At 37.2% G+C, this 13489-nt stretch carries 14 protein-coding genes and 1 tRNA gene; 11 read left to right on the plus strand and 4 right to left on the minus strand.

Annotation, left to right across the window (positions count from 1 at the left end; all coding sequences use genetic code 11):
* Window position 1: 1 nt before the first annotated feature.
* Window positions 2–346, minus strand: a complete 345-nt coding sequence (gene erpA / locus ACPT9C_RS05280) for an iron-sulfur cluster insertion protein ErpA (RefSeq protein ID WP_021035408.1) — start codon at window positions 344–346, stop codon at window positions 2–4.
* A 135-nt stretch (window positions 347–481) separates the two neighbouring features.
* Here erpA and map point away from each other — a divergent pair, with 135 nt between their 5' ends.
* The gene (gene map, locus ACPT9C_RS05285; protein WP_050949441.1) at window positions 482–1288 is read left to right on the plus strand and encodes a type I methionyl aminopeptidase; all 807 of its coding nucleotides are present in this window, start codon (window positions 482–484) and stop codon (window positions 1286–1288) included.
* Between the two features lie 92 nt (window positions 1289–1380).
* Window positions 1381–3972: a bifunctional uridylyltransferase/uridylyl-removing protein GlnD gene (gene glnD / locus ACPT9C_RS05290; RefSeq protein WP_050949440.1), complete on the plus strand. Its 2592-nt coding sequence runs from the start codon at window positions 1381–1383 to the stop codon at window positions 3970–3972.
* A gap of 109 nt (window positions 3973–4081) precedes the next feature.
* Here glnD and ACPT9C_RS05295 read toward each other — a convergent pair whose 3' ends face one another.
* Window positions 4082–4183 (minus strand): SEL1-like repeat protein, encoded by a 102-nt coding sequence (locus ACPT9C_RS05295; protein WP_230304901.1) that lies wholly within the window; start codon window positions 4181–4183, stop codon window positions 4082–4084.
* 577 nt (window positions 4184–4760) lie between these two features.
* Between ACPT9C_RS05295 and wecA the strand changes: the two genes are divergently transcribed.
* Window positions 4761–5828: a UDP-N-acetylglucosamine--undecaprenyl-phosphate N-acetylglucosaminephosphotransferase gene (wecA, locus tag ACPT9C_RS05300; protein WP_050949439.1), complete on the plus strand. Its 1068-nt coding sequence runs from the start codon at window positions 4761–4763 to the stop codon at window positions 5826–5828.
* 127 nt (window positions 5829–5955) lie between these two features.
* On the opposite strand, the gene ACPT9C_RS05305 is transcribed toward wecA, so the two are convergent.
* Together ACPT9C_RS05305 and orn are read right to left on the minus strand one after the other, a co-directional pair.
* A tRNA-Gly gene (locus tag ACPT9C_RS05305) sits at window positions 5956–6031 on the minus strand.
* Window positions 6032–6125: 94 nt separating this feature from the next.
* Window positions 6126–6674 carry an oligoribonuclease gene (gene orn, locus ACPT9C_RS05310; protein WP_111688984.1) on the minus strand — a complete coding sequence of 183 codons (549 nt, stop codon included), beginning with the start codon at window positions 6672–6674 and terminating at the stop codon, window positions 6126–6128.
* A 70-nt stretch (window positions 6675–6744) separates the two neighbouring features.
* Between orn and rsgA the strand changes: the two genes are divergently transcribed.
* The 8 genes from rsgA to qseC all read left to right on the plus strand — a co-directional run bounded on the left by rsgA (window position 6745) and on the right by qseC (window position 13361).
* Complete coding sequence (rsgA, locus tag ACPT9C_RS05315; protein ID WP_050949438.1) at window positions 6745–7785, plus strand: small ribosomal subunit biogenesis GTPase RsgA; 1041 nt, start codon at window positions 6745–6747, stop codon at window positions 7783–7785.
* 157 nt (window positions 7786–7942) lie between these two features.
* The gene (gene ptsH, locus ACPT9C_RS05320) at window positions 7943–8200 is read left to right on the plus strand and encodes a phosphocarrier protein Hpr (RefSeq protein ID WP_005654341.1); all 258 of its coding nucleotides are present in this window, start codon (window positions 7943–7945) and stop codon (window positions 8198–8200) included.
* Window positions 8201–8279: 79 nt separating this feature from the next.
* Window positions 8280–10007: a phosphoenolpyruvate-protein phosphotransferase PtsI gene (gene ptsI, locus ACPT9C_RS05325; RefSeq protein WP_050949437.1), complete on the plus strand. Its 1728-nt coding sequence runs from the start codon at window positions 8280–8282 to the stop codon at window positions 10005–10007.
* A gap of 59 nt (window positions 10008–10066) precedes the next feature.
* Window positions 10067–10567 carry a PTS glucose transporter subunit IIA gene (gene crr, locus ACPT9C_RS05330; protein ID WP_005688036.1) on the plus strand — a complete coding sequence of 167 codons (501 nt, stop codon included), beginning with the start codon at window positions 10067–10069 and terminating at the stop codon, window positions 10565–10567.
* Window positions 10568–10704: 137 nt separating this feature from the next.
* Window positions 10705–10800, plus strand: coding sequence for a hypothetical protein (locus ACPT9C_RS05335; RefSeq protein ID WP_005689745.1), 96 nt, complete (start codon window positions 10705–10707; stop codon window positions 10798–10800).
* 114 nt (window positions 10801–10914) lie between these two features.
* Window positions 10915–11280, plus strand: a complete 366-nt coding sequence (locus ACPT9C_RS05340; RefSeq protein ID WP_005688032.1) for a YgiW/YdeI family stress tolerance OB fold protein — start codon at window positions 10915–10917, stop codon at window positions 11278–11280.
* 63 nt (window positions 11281–11343) lie between these two features.
* Window positions 11344–12009: a response regulator gene (locus ACPT9C_RS05345; RefSeq protein WP_005688031.1), complete on the plus strand. Its 666-nt coding sequence runs from the start codon at window positions 11344–11346 to the stop codon at window positions 12007–12009.
* A complete protein-coding gene (qseC, locus tag ACPT9C_RS05350; protein WP_005689743.1) occupies window positions 12006–13361 on the plus strand; it encodes a quorum sensing histidine kinase QseC in 1356 nt (451 codons plus the stop codon). Before ACPT9C_RS05345 ends, qseC begins: the two co-directional genes overlap by 4 nt.
* Window positions 13362–13489: the final 128 nt, after the last annotated feature.

The raw sequence follows: 13489 nt of genomic DNA on the forward strand, positions 1-13489 counted from the left end.
CTTAGATACTAAAGGATGAACCACAGCCACAAGTGCTGGTGGCATTTGGATTATTTACAGTAAAGCGTGAACCCTCTAAACCCTCAGTATAATCGACTGTACCGCCGATTAAATATTGTAAACTCATCGGGTCAATCACAAGCTGAACCCCAGATTTTTCAATGGTTAAATCGCCGTCATTGACTTTTTCATCAAAGGTAAAACCATATTGGAAACCGCTGCAACCACCCCCTGTGATATACACGCGTAATTTCAAATTAGTATTTTCTTCTTCGCTGATTAAACTTTTTACTTTATTCGCCGCTGCATCAGTAAATGTCAGTGGCACTGCAATATCATCTATCATAACTATTTCCTACTTTCCTAAAATTCCAATCCCGCCATTATCTAATAACCCTTTACTCCATTCAAGTGTAATCCAGTTTTTTCCTAGAAATCGTGCTATAATCTCGCAAAGTTTTTTCAAAAAAGTGAGATAAAAATGGCTATTCCAATTAGAACTGAAAAAGAAATTGTAAAATTACGCGAGGCATGCAAATTGGCTTCTGATGTGCTTGTGATGATTGAACCTTACGTAAAAGCAGGCATAACCACAGGCGAGCTTGATCGCATTTGTCATGAATATATGGTAAATGAACAAAAGGTTATCCCTGCGTGTTTGAATTATCACGGTTTCCCAAAATCTACTTGTATTTCCATTAACGAAGTCGTTTGTCACGGTATCCCAAGTGACGATAAAGTGCTTAAAAATGGCGATATTGTGAATATTGATGTTACCGTGATTAAAGATGGTTATTTTGGCGATAACTCAAAAATGTATATTGTGGGCGGCGAAACGAATATTCGTAGTAAAAAGTTAGTGGAAGCCGCACAAGAGGCATTATATGTTGGGATACGCACTGTAAAACCCAATATTCGTTTAAATGAAATAGGTAAAGCCGTGCAAAAATATACGGAAAGTCAAACTTTCAGTGTTGTGCGTGAATATTGCGGACACGGCGTTGGTACAGAATTTCACTGCGAACCTCAAGTATTGCATTATTACGCAGATGATGGTGGTGTGATTTTAAAACCCGGAATGGTGTTCACGATTGAACCAATGATTAACGCAGGCAAAAAAGAAGTGCGTGTGATGGGAGATGGTTGGACAGTAAAAACCAAAGATCGTAGTCATTCAGCACAATATGAACATCAACTTGTTGTCACGGAAAGTGGTTGTGAAGTGATGACTATTCGTGATGAAGAAATTGCAGAAGGTCGAATTTCACGGATTATGATTAATATGTAATTGACATTAAATTGTAAGTAGGGGCGTAGATATACGCCCTTTTTGTTTTTCTTTATAATAAAGCCACTTCTAACCACTAAAGGGCAATCAACATGCTGTTTCCTTTGTCATTATCTTCTCCTTTAACGCCAAGTGCGGTCAAAATTGAGCGAGAAAATCTCAAGCAATTTGAGCTCGAGAATTTTTCTCGTTATTCCATTTTTGAGCTGATTGAAAATCGCAGTGATTTTTATGATGCCTTATTGATTCAACTTTGGCAGGAAATGGGATTAACTGAACAACTGGGGATTTCTTTAATTGCGGTGGGCGGTTATGGACGGCGTGAGATGTTTCCTTTGTCGGATTTAGATTTTTTAATTTTGGTCGAGCAAACACCAATCCCAGAAATTGAAGAAAAGATTACCCAATTTATCCAATTTTTATGGGATTGTGGCTTTGAGGTGGGACATAGCGTCCGAACCTTACAACAATGCGAATTGGAAGGAAAACAAGATATTACGATTGCCACCAATTTATTAGAAGCAAGATTTCTCACTGGAAATCGACCGCACTTTGATGCGCTAAATGAATTGGTAAAACGTGCAGATTTTTGGTCGAAAGAAGATTTTTTTAATGCCAAAGTGCAAGAGCAAATAGAACGTTATCAGCGTTATCACAATACGGCTTATAACCTTGAGCCAGATATTAAGTACAGCCCCGGTGGCTTGCGTGATTTGCATTTGTTGTATTGGGTGGCGTTGCACCATTCGGGGGCGCTGACCCTTGAAGCCATTTTACAAAGTGGTTTTATTTATCCTCAAGAATATCAGCAACTACAAGAAAGTCGTGCTTTTTTATTTAAAGTGCGGTTCGCTTTGCATTTGATTTTGAAACGTTACGATAATCGTCTGTTGTTTGATCGCCAAATTAAAGTCAGTGAATTGTTGGGTTTTCGAGGGGAAGGCAATCAAGCTGTGGAAAAAATGATGAAATGTTTTTTCCAAGCATTGCACCGAATTTCCCTTATTAGTAATTTGTTGATTCAGCATTATCGAGAAAATGTGCTTTCATCAAATCAGGATAGCGTGATTGATCAGTTAGACGATGATTTTCAACTGATTAACCAATGCTTATGTTTGCGTAATAGCCGTGTTTTTCAAGAAAAACCAGCACGAATTTTAGATCTATTCTTTTATTTAACGCAGTACGAACAGGCCAATATTCATTCTGATACCTTGCGTCAATTACAAATTTCCTTAGAGCAATTACCACAAAAATTATGTGAAATTCCTGCTGCTCGGGAAAAATTTCTGCGTTTGTTTAATCAACCTAATGCGATTAAGCGTGCGTTTATGCCGATGCACCAATATGGCGTATTAACTGCGTATCTTCCGCAATGGCAAGCCATTGAGGGCTTAATGCAATTTGATTTATTCCATATTTATACGGTGGATGAGCATACATTACGCGTGATGTTGAAATTGGAAAGTTTTCTGTCACAGGAAAGTGCGCAAGAACATCCGATTGCCCATCGAATTTTTAGTCAACTTTCTGACCGCACTTTGCTTTATATTGCGGCGTTGTTCCACGATATTGCAAAAGGGCGGGGCGGTGATCACGCAGAACTTGGTGCTGTGGATGTTGCAGACTTTGCGCAATTACATGGTTTAGATCGTCGAGAAATTGATACCCTTGCTTGGCTCGTAAAATCCCATTTACTGATGTCAATTACTGCGCAACGCCGTGATATTCATGATCCTGAAGTCGTCATGAATTTTGCGGAAGCCGTGCAAAATCAAGTTCGATTAGATTATCTCACTTGTTTAACGGTGGCGGATATTTGTGCAACCAATGGTAATTTATGGAATAGCTGGAAACGTTCGCTTTTTGCCTCTTTATATGAATTTACCGAACAACAATTTGCACAAGGCATGAAAGAATTGCTTGATTATTCAGAAAAATCGGCAGAAAACCGAAAACTTGCACAACAAATTTTAACGCAGGATTATTCCAATATTGCACTAATCTCGATTGAGCAATTATGGGAGCGTTGCCCTGAAGATTATTTTGTGCGTAATACGCCAAAACAAATCGCATGGCATACAAGTTTGCTGGTGGATTTAGTTGAGGCATTATTAGTGAAAATTAGTAATCGCTTTTCACTTGGTGGCACGGAAGTGTTTATTTATTGCCAAGATCAACCGCACTTATTTAATAAAGTGGTGAGTACCATTGGTGCAAAAAAATTCAGTATCCACGATGCACAGATTATTACAACACAAGATGGTTATGTTTTTGATAGCTTTATCATCACAGAACTTAATGGAGAATTAGTGGAATTTGATCGTCGCCGAGAATTAGAGCAAACCCTAACAGTAGCCCTTCAAAGTGAAAAATTACCCGCACTTTCTATTACACTTAATCGCCAGCTTCAACATTTTACTGTACAAACCGACGTGCGTTTTTTACACGAAAACAAAAAAGAGCATACTGAAATGGAACTGGTTGCCTTGGATAAAGCAGGGTTATTAGCCCAAGTGAGCCAGATTTTCACTGAGTTAAATCTCAATTTATTGAATGCGAAAATTACCACAGTGGGCGAGAAAGCCGAGGATTTTTTTATTTTGACGAACCAATTTGGGCAAGCACTTGCAAGAGAGGAAAGGGAAATATTAAAACAAATTCTTGTGAAAGAAATTAACTAACTAATAGTATAGTTTTACGACGATATATTCGTTGTAGAAGATTAGGTCTGATTTTCTACAAAAAAGGACGCTTTCAGCGTCCTAATTTCAAAATGATTTCGCTACATTTTTAAAGTATCACAAGCCTTTTATTACCCTTATCACAAGCCTTACGGAACCATTCTTTAGCTTTTGAAAGGTCACGTTTAACACCTTCTCCATTGTGATACATCGTCCCCAAATTAAATTGAGCCTTTGCATGTCCCTGTGCAGCTAAAGGTTGCAAAAGTTTGAGGGCAGTTTGATAGTCTCCTTTATTAGCAGCTTCAAAGCCTTGTTGAAATTTCTGTTCTGGCGTATCTGCCTAAGCCGTAGATTGAACAGAAAAAATTGAAGTAGCTAACAATGCGCTAGTGAGAAATGTTTTTGTCAGTTTCATATAATAATCTCTAGATTGATTTATAGAAGACGCCAAAATTTTTGTTTGGCAATATATTTTTAGTATCTACTGAATTGTCAAACTAAAAACGAGTCGTCATTATACTTTGAATTTATAACCTAACTGAAACACTTTCTTGATTTTTTAACGGTTAAATAAGGCAATATGTGTAGCTATTCATAAGGTTGATATCTTTCTTGTTGTACTAAACAAATTATATTTGATGTCCTTATAAACTACTTGGGGGGAGCTGTTAAATTTAAATATAAAAACAGTGGCGTTGAAGTGAAAAATAGTGGTTCTTGAAAAATATATTTCTAGGTAAATTTGCCTTATGTTATCCTTTGCAAAAAATTTTTAGGATCACATTATGTTGAGTATTTTTGTTACTTTTCTTGGCTCGTTTTTAACATTGATTGTGATGCGACCAGTTGCCAATTGGATTGGATTAGTTGATAAGCCAAATTATCGTAAACGTCATCAAGGCGCAATTCCGCTAATCGGTGGCGTGTCGCTTTTTGTTGGTAATCTTTGCTATTACCTAATGGAATGGGATCAGCTTCGATTACCGTATCTCTATTTGTTCAGTATTTTTGTTTTATTGGCGATTGGGATTTTAGATGATCGCTTTGATATTAGCCCTTTTTTAAGAGCAGGCATTCAAGCAATATTGGCGATTTTAATGATCGATCTTGGGAATGTTTATCTTGATCATCTTGGTCAAATTTTAGGGCCTTTCCAATTAACGCTAGGTTCTATTGGGCTGATTATCACTGTATTTGCCACTATCGCGATTATTAATGCCTTTAATATGATTGATGGTATTGATGGATTGCTTGGTGGGCTTTCTTGCGTTTCTTTTGCGGCAATTGGTATTTTAATGTATCGAGATGGGCAAATGGATATGGCACATTGGAGCTTTGCTTTAATCCTGTCGATTTTACCTTATTTGATGCTAAATCTAGGGATTCCATTTGGACCGAAATATAAGGTGTTTATGGGCGATGCGGGGAGTACATTAATTGGTTTTACCATTATTTGGATTTTGTTATTGAGTACGCAAGGAAAAGGGCATCCTATGAATCCAGTAGCCGCACTTTGGATCATTGCGATTCCTTTGATTGATATGGTTGCGATTATTTATCGCCGTGTACGTAAAGGTAAAAGTCCATTCCGCCCAGATCGTTTACACGTTCATCATTTAATGGTGAGAGCAGGTTTAACATCAAGACAAGCCTTTTTATTGATTACGCTTGTTTCGGCAGTTTGTGCAACTATCGGTATTTTAGGGGAAATTTATTATGTGAATGAATGGGCGATGTTTGTCGGCTTTTTCATTTTATTTTTCCTTTATGTCTATTCAATTACGCGTGCGTGGCGAATTACCCGTTGGGTCAGAAGAATGAAACGCCGTGCAAAACGGTTGAAAAAAGCATAAAAATAAAGGCTTGTGTTATTAAATCACAAGCCTTTATTTTTTGAGAAAATTCACCGCACTTTAGAGTTTGGGCGATATGTTTTGTAGATAGAAAAAATCCCCAGCCTTTTGGCTAGGGATTGAAATCTGGAGCGGGAAACGAGGCTCGAACTCGCGACCCCAACCTTGGCAAGGTTGTGCTCTACCAACTGAGCTATTCCCGCAGTTCACATCAGTGAATGGGGTAGTATTATACAAATATTTTTAGGGCTTGCAAGGGCAATTTCATAAAAAGAAATTTTTTTGTTGAAGTTTTCGTCAATCTAATTTGATGAAATGTTCGCGATAATAAGCTAGCTCTTTAATGGATTCTCGAATGTCATCAAGAGCCAAATGGGTATTTTCTTTTTTAAAGCTTTCTAAAATTTCAGGTTTCCAACGCGCTGCAAGTTCTTTTAATGTGCTTACATCTAAATAGCGATAATGAAAATAATCGGCTAAATCAGGCATATATTTCACTAAGAAGCGTTTATCTTGGGCAATGCTGTTACCGCAAATTGGCGACGCACCTTTCGGCACCCATTTTTTTAAAAAGTCTAAGGTTTGTAATTCTGCTGCACGTTCGGTAAGTTTACTGGCTTTTACGCGTTCAATTAAGCCGTTTTCACTGTGAGTTTTTTGGCACCAATCATTCATTTTATTGAGTAATTCATTAGACTGATGAACCGCTAATACTGGGCCCTCTGCCAAAATATTCAAATTTTTATCTGTCACAATAGTGGCAATTTCAATAATACGTTCTTTTTCCGGATCTAAACCGGTCATTTCTAAATCAATCCAAATAAGATTTTGTTTATCGAATGGCATAATATCAGGTATCCTATGCAAAAATTTTTTTCATTTTACCAAAAACAAGGGAAAAAACGACCGCACTTTTATGGCTAAACGTAAATTAACTCAAAACCAAACCAGAAGAATTCAATCGAATAATGCGAAAACATTACATCGCCATAAGAAAAAAGACATTGAATGGTCAGATGAAATGTTGGGCGAATCGCAAGAAGGCGTTGTGGTCACACGTTATTCTATTCACGCAGATGTTGAAAATGAACAAGGCAAAATTTATCGTTGTAATTTGCGTCGTACCCTGTCGAGTTTGGTGGTAGGAGATAAAGTTGTTTGGCGTAAAGGCAATGAACAATTACAAGGTGTGAGTGGCGTGATTGAGGCGATTCATCCTAGAGAAAATGAAATTTCCCGCCCTGATTATTATGATGGCTTGAAACCCATTGCGGCGAATATTGATCGTATTATTATTGTATCAGCAGTATTGCCAACGCTTTCCTTAAATATTATCGATCGTTATCTTGTTGTGTGTGAAATAGCCGAAATCAAGCCATTAATTGTTTTGAATAAAGTGGATTTATTGACGCAGGAACAGCGTCAAGAAATTGAAGAACAACTTAAAATTTACCAAGATATTGGCTATGAGATTTTAATGATTTCAGCAAAGAGCGGTGAAAATATGGAAAGATTAACCGCACTTTTGGCACAAGGCACGGCGATTTTTGTTGGGCAATCTGGTGTTGGTAAATCGAGTTTAATTAATCATATTTTGCCTAGCGTAAATGCTCAAGTAGGGGATGTGAGCGAAACATCAGGCTTGGGACAGCATACCACGACATCGTCACGTCTTTACCATTTGCCACAAGGCGGTAATTTAATTGATTCGCCCGGAATTAGAGAATTTGGGCTTTGGCATTTAGATGCAGAGCAAATCACAAAAGGCTATCGAGAATTTCAATATGTTTTGGGCACCTGTAAATTCCGTGATTGTAAACATTTGAGCGATCCAGGGTGTGCGTTACGTGAAGCCGTTGAGCAAGGGAAAATTTCGCCTGTTCGTTATGATAATTATCATCGATTAATTGAAAGTTTAAGTGAAACAAAATCACAACGTCATTTTTCAGCAGTTTAACGATTGTGATTGTGCATAATAAATAAACTATTTGCCCTTTTTTATGATTTAATTCAGGCTTTTTGGTGTTTATTCTTGATTATTTTGTTTTGAAAAAGGATACTAGGGCAATTTTCTGGTTTTATATTTTTAATCATTGATTAGTCGAGGTAGCATTATGTATTCAAAAGATGTGGAAATTATTGCGCCAAACGGTTTACACACGCGCCCTGCCGCACAATTTGTGAAAGAAGCGAAAGCATTTTCTTCTGAAATTACAGTAACCTCTGGGGGAAAAAGTGCAAGTGCAAAGAGCTTATTTAAGTTGCAAACATTAGCTTTAACGCAGGGAACAATACTTACCATTTCTGCTGATGGAGAAGACGAGCAACAGGCAGTTGAACATTTAGTCGCGTTAATTCCTACTTTAGAATAATTCTTACTTAGCCATAAAATTGTGAAATTTTATGGCTATTGTTTATTTATTACTTTGTTAATAGTTTCGGAAGGTATCTATGATTTCTGGCATTCTCGCATCCCCAGGTATTGCCTTTGGTAAGGCACTTGTTCTTAAAGAAGAAAAGATTGTTCTTGATACGCAAAAAATTACAGATGATCAAATTGATGAAGAAGTCGCTCGATTTTATGAAGGGCGTGCTGCTGCGGTAGAACAACTTAATTCAATTAGAGAACGCGCATTAATTTCTTTAGGCGAAGAAAAAGCCGCAATCTTTGAAGGGCATTTGATGATTCTTGAGGATGAAGAATTAGAAGAAGAAATTCTTGATTATCTTCGTTCAAATAAAGTGAATGCAGGTGTTGCAGCGAGTAAAATTTTAGATCAACAAGTGACAATGTTATCTGAAATTGATGATGAATATTTGAAAGAACGTGCAGGCGATATTCGGGATATTGCTAACCGTTTAGTTAAAAATATTTTGGGCATGCACATTGTTGATCTTGGCGATATTCAGGAAGAATCTATTCTTGTTGCTTATGATCTGACTCCCTCAGAAACCGCCCAACTTAATCTCGAAAAAGTATTAGGGGTTGTCACTGATATTGGTGGCAGAACTTCCCATACTTCGATTATGGCGCGTTCTTTAGAATTGCCAGCGATTGTTGGTACAAATAAAGTGACTAAATTAGTCAATACGGGCGATTACTTAATTTTAGATGCGATAAATAATCAAGTTTATATTAATCCAACGGCATCTCAAATTGATGAATTAAAAGCACTCGAAGCGAAAATTTCTGAGGAAAAAGCAGAGTTAGCTAAATTAAAAGATCTTCCTGCAATCACATTGGATGGACATAAGGTTGATGTTGCCGCGAATATTGGGACGATCCGTGATTGTGACGGGGCAGAACGTAATGGGGCGGAAGGGATTGGGCTATACCGAACTGAATTTTTATTTATGGATCGTGAGCAGCTTCCCACAGAAGAAGAACAATTTATTGCCTATAAACAAGTGGTAGAAGCTATGAACGGACGTTTAACCGTGCTTCGTACGATGGATATTGGTGGCGATAAAGAGCTTTCATATTTAGATTTACCAAAAGAAATGAATCCATTCTTGGGATGGCGTGCGATTCGTATTGCGTTAGATCGGCGTGAAATTTTAAATGCACAATTACGTGCGGTGTTACGTGCTTCAGCCTTTGGTAAATTGGCTGTGATGTTCCCGATGATTATTTCTGTAGAAGAAATTCGAGAATTAAAAGCGGTTATTGAAACATTAAAAGCGGAATTACGTGCAGAGGGGAGAGTGTTTGATAATAATATCCAAGTTGGTGTAATGGTCGAAACCCCCTCTGCCGCAGTAAATGCAAAATTTTTAGCAAAAGAAGTAGATTTCTTTAGTATCGGAACTAATGATTTAACTCAATATACTTTGGCTGTAGATCGCGGTAATGAGTTTATTTCCCATCTTTATAATCCAATGCACCCTTCAGTGCTTGGTTTAATTAAACAAGTGATTGATGCCTCTCACACAGAAGGAAAATGGACGGGAATGTGTGGGGAATTAGCAGGGGATGAACGCGCGACTTTATTGTTACTTGGTATGGGATTAGATGAATTTAGCATGAGTGCGATTTCTGTACCTCGCATTAAAAAATTAATCCGTAATGTAAATTTCCAAGATGCAAAAGCGCTTGCTGATGCCGCATTACAAAAACCGACCGCTGCAGAAATTGATCAATTAATTGAAGAATTTTTGCTGGAAAATTCATTAAATTAAACAAAAGTATTTGATTTTACGTTAAAATAGCAGCCATCTTGAATGGATAGGAGATTAAAATGGGCTTATTTGACAAGTTATTTGGTTCAAAAGAAAACAAATCTGTGGAAGTTGAAATTTATGCACCGATCTCTGGCGAGATCGTTAATATTGAAGATGTTCCTGATGTGGTTTTCTCTGAAAAAATCGTTGGCGATGGTGTTGCTGTTCGTCCTATTGGTAACAAAATCGTTGCGCCAGTGGATGGTGTGATTGGTAAAATTTTTGAAACCAATCACGCTTTTTCAATGGAATCAAAAGAAGGCGTAGAATTATTTGTACACTTTGGTATTGATACTGTTGAGTTGAAAGGCGAAGGCTTTACTCGTATTGCACAAGAAGGTCAATCTATTAAGCGTGGTGATACCGTGATTGAATTTGATCTTCCTTTATTAGAATCAAAAGCAAAATCTGTCTTAACACCAATCGTAATTTCAAATATGGATGAAATTTCTTGTATCGTAAAAAAATCAGGCGAAGTAGTGGCTGGAGAATCAGTGGTATTAGCCTTAAAGAAATAATTTGTTTACGATAAAAAAAAGTCCGCCTTTGTGCGGATTTTTTATTTATTATAGTTACCTAGGGTAAGTATACCCCAGGCTAATTTAAGTGCTATCCCGTTGGGGTAGTTTTACGCTCAGAAACGACCGCACTTTCTTTGAAAGAAGGCGAGGCTGCTTTTATTACTGCAAATGCTTCTTATGAAGTGGACGGCTTAATTGAAGGCTATGCAGTGGTCGCGAAATTGCCTTGATAAAGTCTTACCAAAAAAGTATAGTCCTCTTAATCTTTTATTAAGATTTATTTGTTTTAATACACACATCCAAGCAATGGTGCTTGAAATTAACTAACTTAAAAAGGAAACGTCATGAAAAAATTTGCATTAGCAACAATCTTCGCATTAGCAACCACTTCAGCATTTGCTGGTTTTAATGGCAATAATAGTCAAGGTGGTTTTCAACAAACAGCCCCTGCTGCAATTAGCGTAAAACAAGCTTTATCTGCGGCTGATAATTCAATGATTACTTTGGTGGGTAATATTACACAACAAATTGATGACGATGAATTTTGGTTTACTGATGGGACAGGGCAAATCAAGATTGAAATCAAAAAACGCGTTTGGAATGGTTTAAACGTAGATTCAAAGGATAAAGTGAAAATTTATGGAAAATTGGATAACGAAGCCTTTGAGAAAGCAGAACTTGATGTATTGCGCGTTGAAAAAGCAGAATAATTATCTTTGAAGATAGCGGGCGTTAGCTCGCTATTTTTGTTTATAAAGTGCGGTCAATTTTTTATGAGAATTTTATTGATAGAAGACGATAATCTAATCGGCAATGGGTTACAGATTGGTTTAACTAAACTTGGTTTTGCGGTGGATTGGTTTACCGATGGAAAAACAGGAATGGTTGCTTTAACCTCTGCGCCTTATGATGCGGTGGTATTGGATTTAACCTTGCCTAAACTTGATGGATTAGATGTATTGCAACAATGGCGATCTAATCATCAAGATGTTCCCGTATTAATTTTGACTGCTCGCGATACTTTAGATGAACGAGTTAAAGGTTTACAAAGTGGTGCAGATGATTATCTTTGCAAGCCTTTTGCTTTGGCTGAAGTCGCCGCACGTTTACAAGCCCTTATTCGTCGTCGTTATGGACATCATCATTCTGTGATAGAACAGTCTGGGGTTAAGCTCGATCAGAATCAACGTTTCGTTTGGCTGAATAATCAACCTATTTCTTTAACAAGCCGTGAATATAAATTATTAGAATTATTTATGTTGAATAAAGATCGTGTGTTGTCTCGCACATCGATTGAAGAAAAATTATCCAGTTGGGATGAAGAAATTAGCAGTGGTGCATTGGATGTGCATATTTATAATTTACGCCAAAAATTGGGGAAACAATTTATTCGCACGGTACACGGTGTTGGATATGCTTTAGGACAAGTTGAAAAATGAAAAATAGAAGCATTACTTTGCGTCTTATTTCTGTGCTTTCTTTAACCGCACTTTTAGTTTGGTTTGGTTCTACGCTGGTGGCTTGGTGGCAAGTACGTCACGATGTGAATAAAGTTTTTGATGCACAACAAGTTCTCTTTGCCGAACGGCTCGCTAATTCTGATTTAAGTGCTATTTTGTTGGAATCTAGCACAAAGCTAGATAAAAATTCACAGTCGGCATTAAAAAAAAGTTATGACGATGATGCCTTAGCCTTTGCTATTTTTTCTAAAACAGGGAAACTTTTATTTAGTGATGGACGAAATGGAAAACGTTTTATTTTTAATAATAAAACGGGGTTTCATAATGCGAATATTTATGATGATGACGATAAATGGCGAATTTTTTGGCGTACGGCAGCTAATGGAGAATTATTTATCGCAGTAGGGCAAGAATTAGATTACCGTGAAGATTTAATTGAAGAAATGATTTTTGGGCAAATGTGGATTTGGTTTGCCAGTTTGCCTATTTTGATTATCGTTTTAGGATGGTTGATTCATAAAGAACTTCGACCAATTAAACGTTTAAGCCAAGAAGTGCAAAGGAGAAAATCTGGCGATGTGTCATTGCTGAATACGGAGGGGCTACCCGTTGAGATTTTACCCTTAGTAAAAAATTTAAATCAATTTTTTGACCGCACTTCAGCTATGCTGCAACGAGAACGCCGTTTTACTTCTGATGCAGCTCACGAATTACGTAGTCCATTGGCGGCATTGCGTATTCAAACTGAAGTTGCGCAACTCGCTGGCGATGATATAGCGTTACGAGAACAAGCACTTTTACATTTAACGCAAGGCATTGATCGGGCTTCGCAATTGATTGAACAATTATTAACGCTCTCTCGTTTGGATAATTTGCAAGCCTTAGAAACACTACAGCCGCTTGATTGGGAAGCCATTGTTCAATCATTAATTTCTGAGCGTTATTTTGTGGCAGAAAAACGTAAAATTACCTTGGTTTTTGAGAAAGAATCTGAACCAAAGCAAAAACAAGGGCAATCAATTTTAGTTTCATTGATGCTTAGAAATTTACTCGACAATGCCATTAAATATTGTCCAGAAGAAACAACCGTTTCAGTAAAAATTGCATCTTCTCAGATTATTATTGAAGATAATGGTGGCGGCGTTGAGCCTGAAGATTTGAAAAAACTTGGTCAGCGTTTTTATCGTCCAGCTGGGCAAAATGAAAAGGGCAGTGGCTTGGGGCTTTCTATTGTTATGCGAATTGCGGAATTACACGGATTTAAAGTGCGGTTAGAAAATGTAATAAAAGAAAGTCAAAGAATTGGCTTAAAAGCAATAATATACTTGTAGAAATGGCTTTAAAATAAATGATATTTGTGCGGTAAATTATTTTGTAAATTTTACCGCACTTTTCACTTTAGCTTTCGCTAATTTGAAATAATGACTGTATTTTGTTAATATATACAAGTTTTTGGAAA

The sequence above is a fragment of the Haemophilus sp. HN_Hi16 genome (assembly GCF_049823435.1).
GTDB lineage: Bacteria > Pseudomonadota > Gammaproteobacteria > Enterobacterales > Pasteurellaceae > Haemophilus > Haemophilus influenzae_D.

Excerpts from the sequence above, each read along its gene's own strand:
- erpA (WP_021035408.1), bottom strand. The coding sequence starts at position 346 with ATGATAGATGATATTGCAGTGCCACTGACATTTACTGATGCAGCGGCG.
- map (WP_050949441.1), top strand. The coding sequence starts at position 482 with ATGGCTATTCCAATTAGAACTGAAAAAGAAATTGTAAAATTACGCGAG.
- glnD (WP_050949440.1), top strand. The coding sequence starts at position 1,381 with ATGCTGTTTCCTTTGTCATTATCTTCTCCTTTAACGCCAAGTGCGGTC.
- ACPT9C_RS05295 (WP_230304901.1), bottom strand. The coding sequence starts at position 4,183 with ATGTATCACAATGGAGAAGGTGTTAAACGTGACCTTTCAAAAGCTAAA.
- wecA (WP_050949439.1), top strand. The coding sequence starts at position 4,761 with ATGTTGAGTATTTTTGTTACTTTTCTTGGCTCGTTTTTAACATTGATT.
- orn (WP_111688984.1), bottom strand. The coding sequence starts at position 6,674 with ATGCCATTCGATAAACAAAATCTTATTTGGATTGATTTAGAAATGACC.
- rsgA (WP_050949438.1), top strand. The coding sequence starts at position 6,745 with ATGGCTAAACGTAAATTAACTCAAAACCAAACCAGAAGAATTCAATCG.
- ptsH (WP_005654341.1), top strand. The coding sequence starts at position 7,943 with ATGTATTCAAAAGATGTGGAAATTATTGCGCCAAACGGTTTACACACG.
- ptsI (WP_050949437.1), top strand. The coding sequence starts at position 8,280 with ATGATTTCTGGCATTCTCGCATCCCCAGGTATTGCCTTTGGTAAGGCA.
- crr (WP_005688036.1), top strand. The coding sequence starts at position 10,067 with ATGGGCTTATTTGACAAGTTATTTGGTTCAAAAGAAAACAAATCTGTG.
- ACPT9C_RS05340 (WP_005688032.1), top strand. The coding sequence starts at position 10,915 with ATGAAAAAATTTGCATTAGCAACAATCTTCGCATTAGCAACCACTTCA.
- ACPT9C_RS05345 (WP_005688031.1), top strand. The coding sequence starts at position 11,344 with ATGAGAATTTTATTGATAGAAGACGATAATCTAATCGGCAATGGGTTA.
- qseC (WP_005689743.1), top strand. The coding sequence starts at position 12,006 with ATGAAAAATAGAAGCATTACTTTGCGTCTTATTTCTGTGCTTTCTTTA.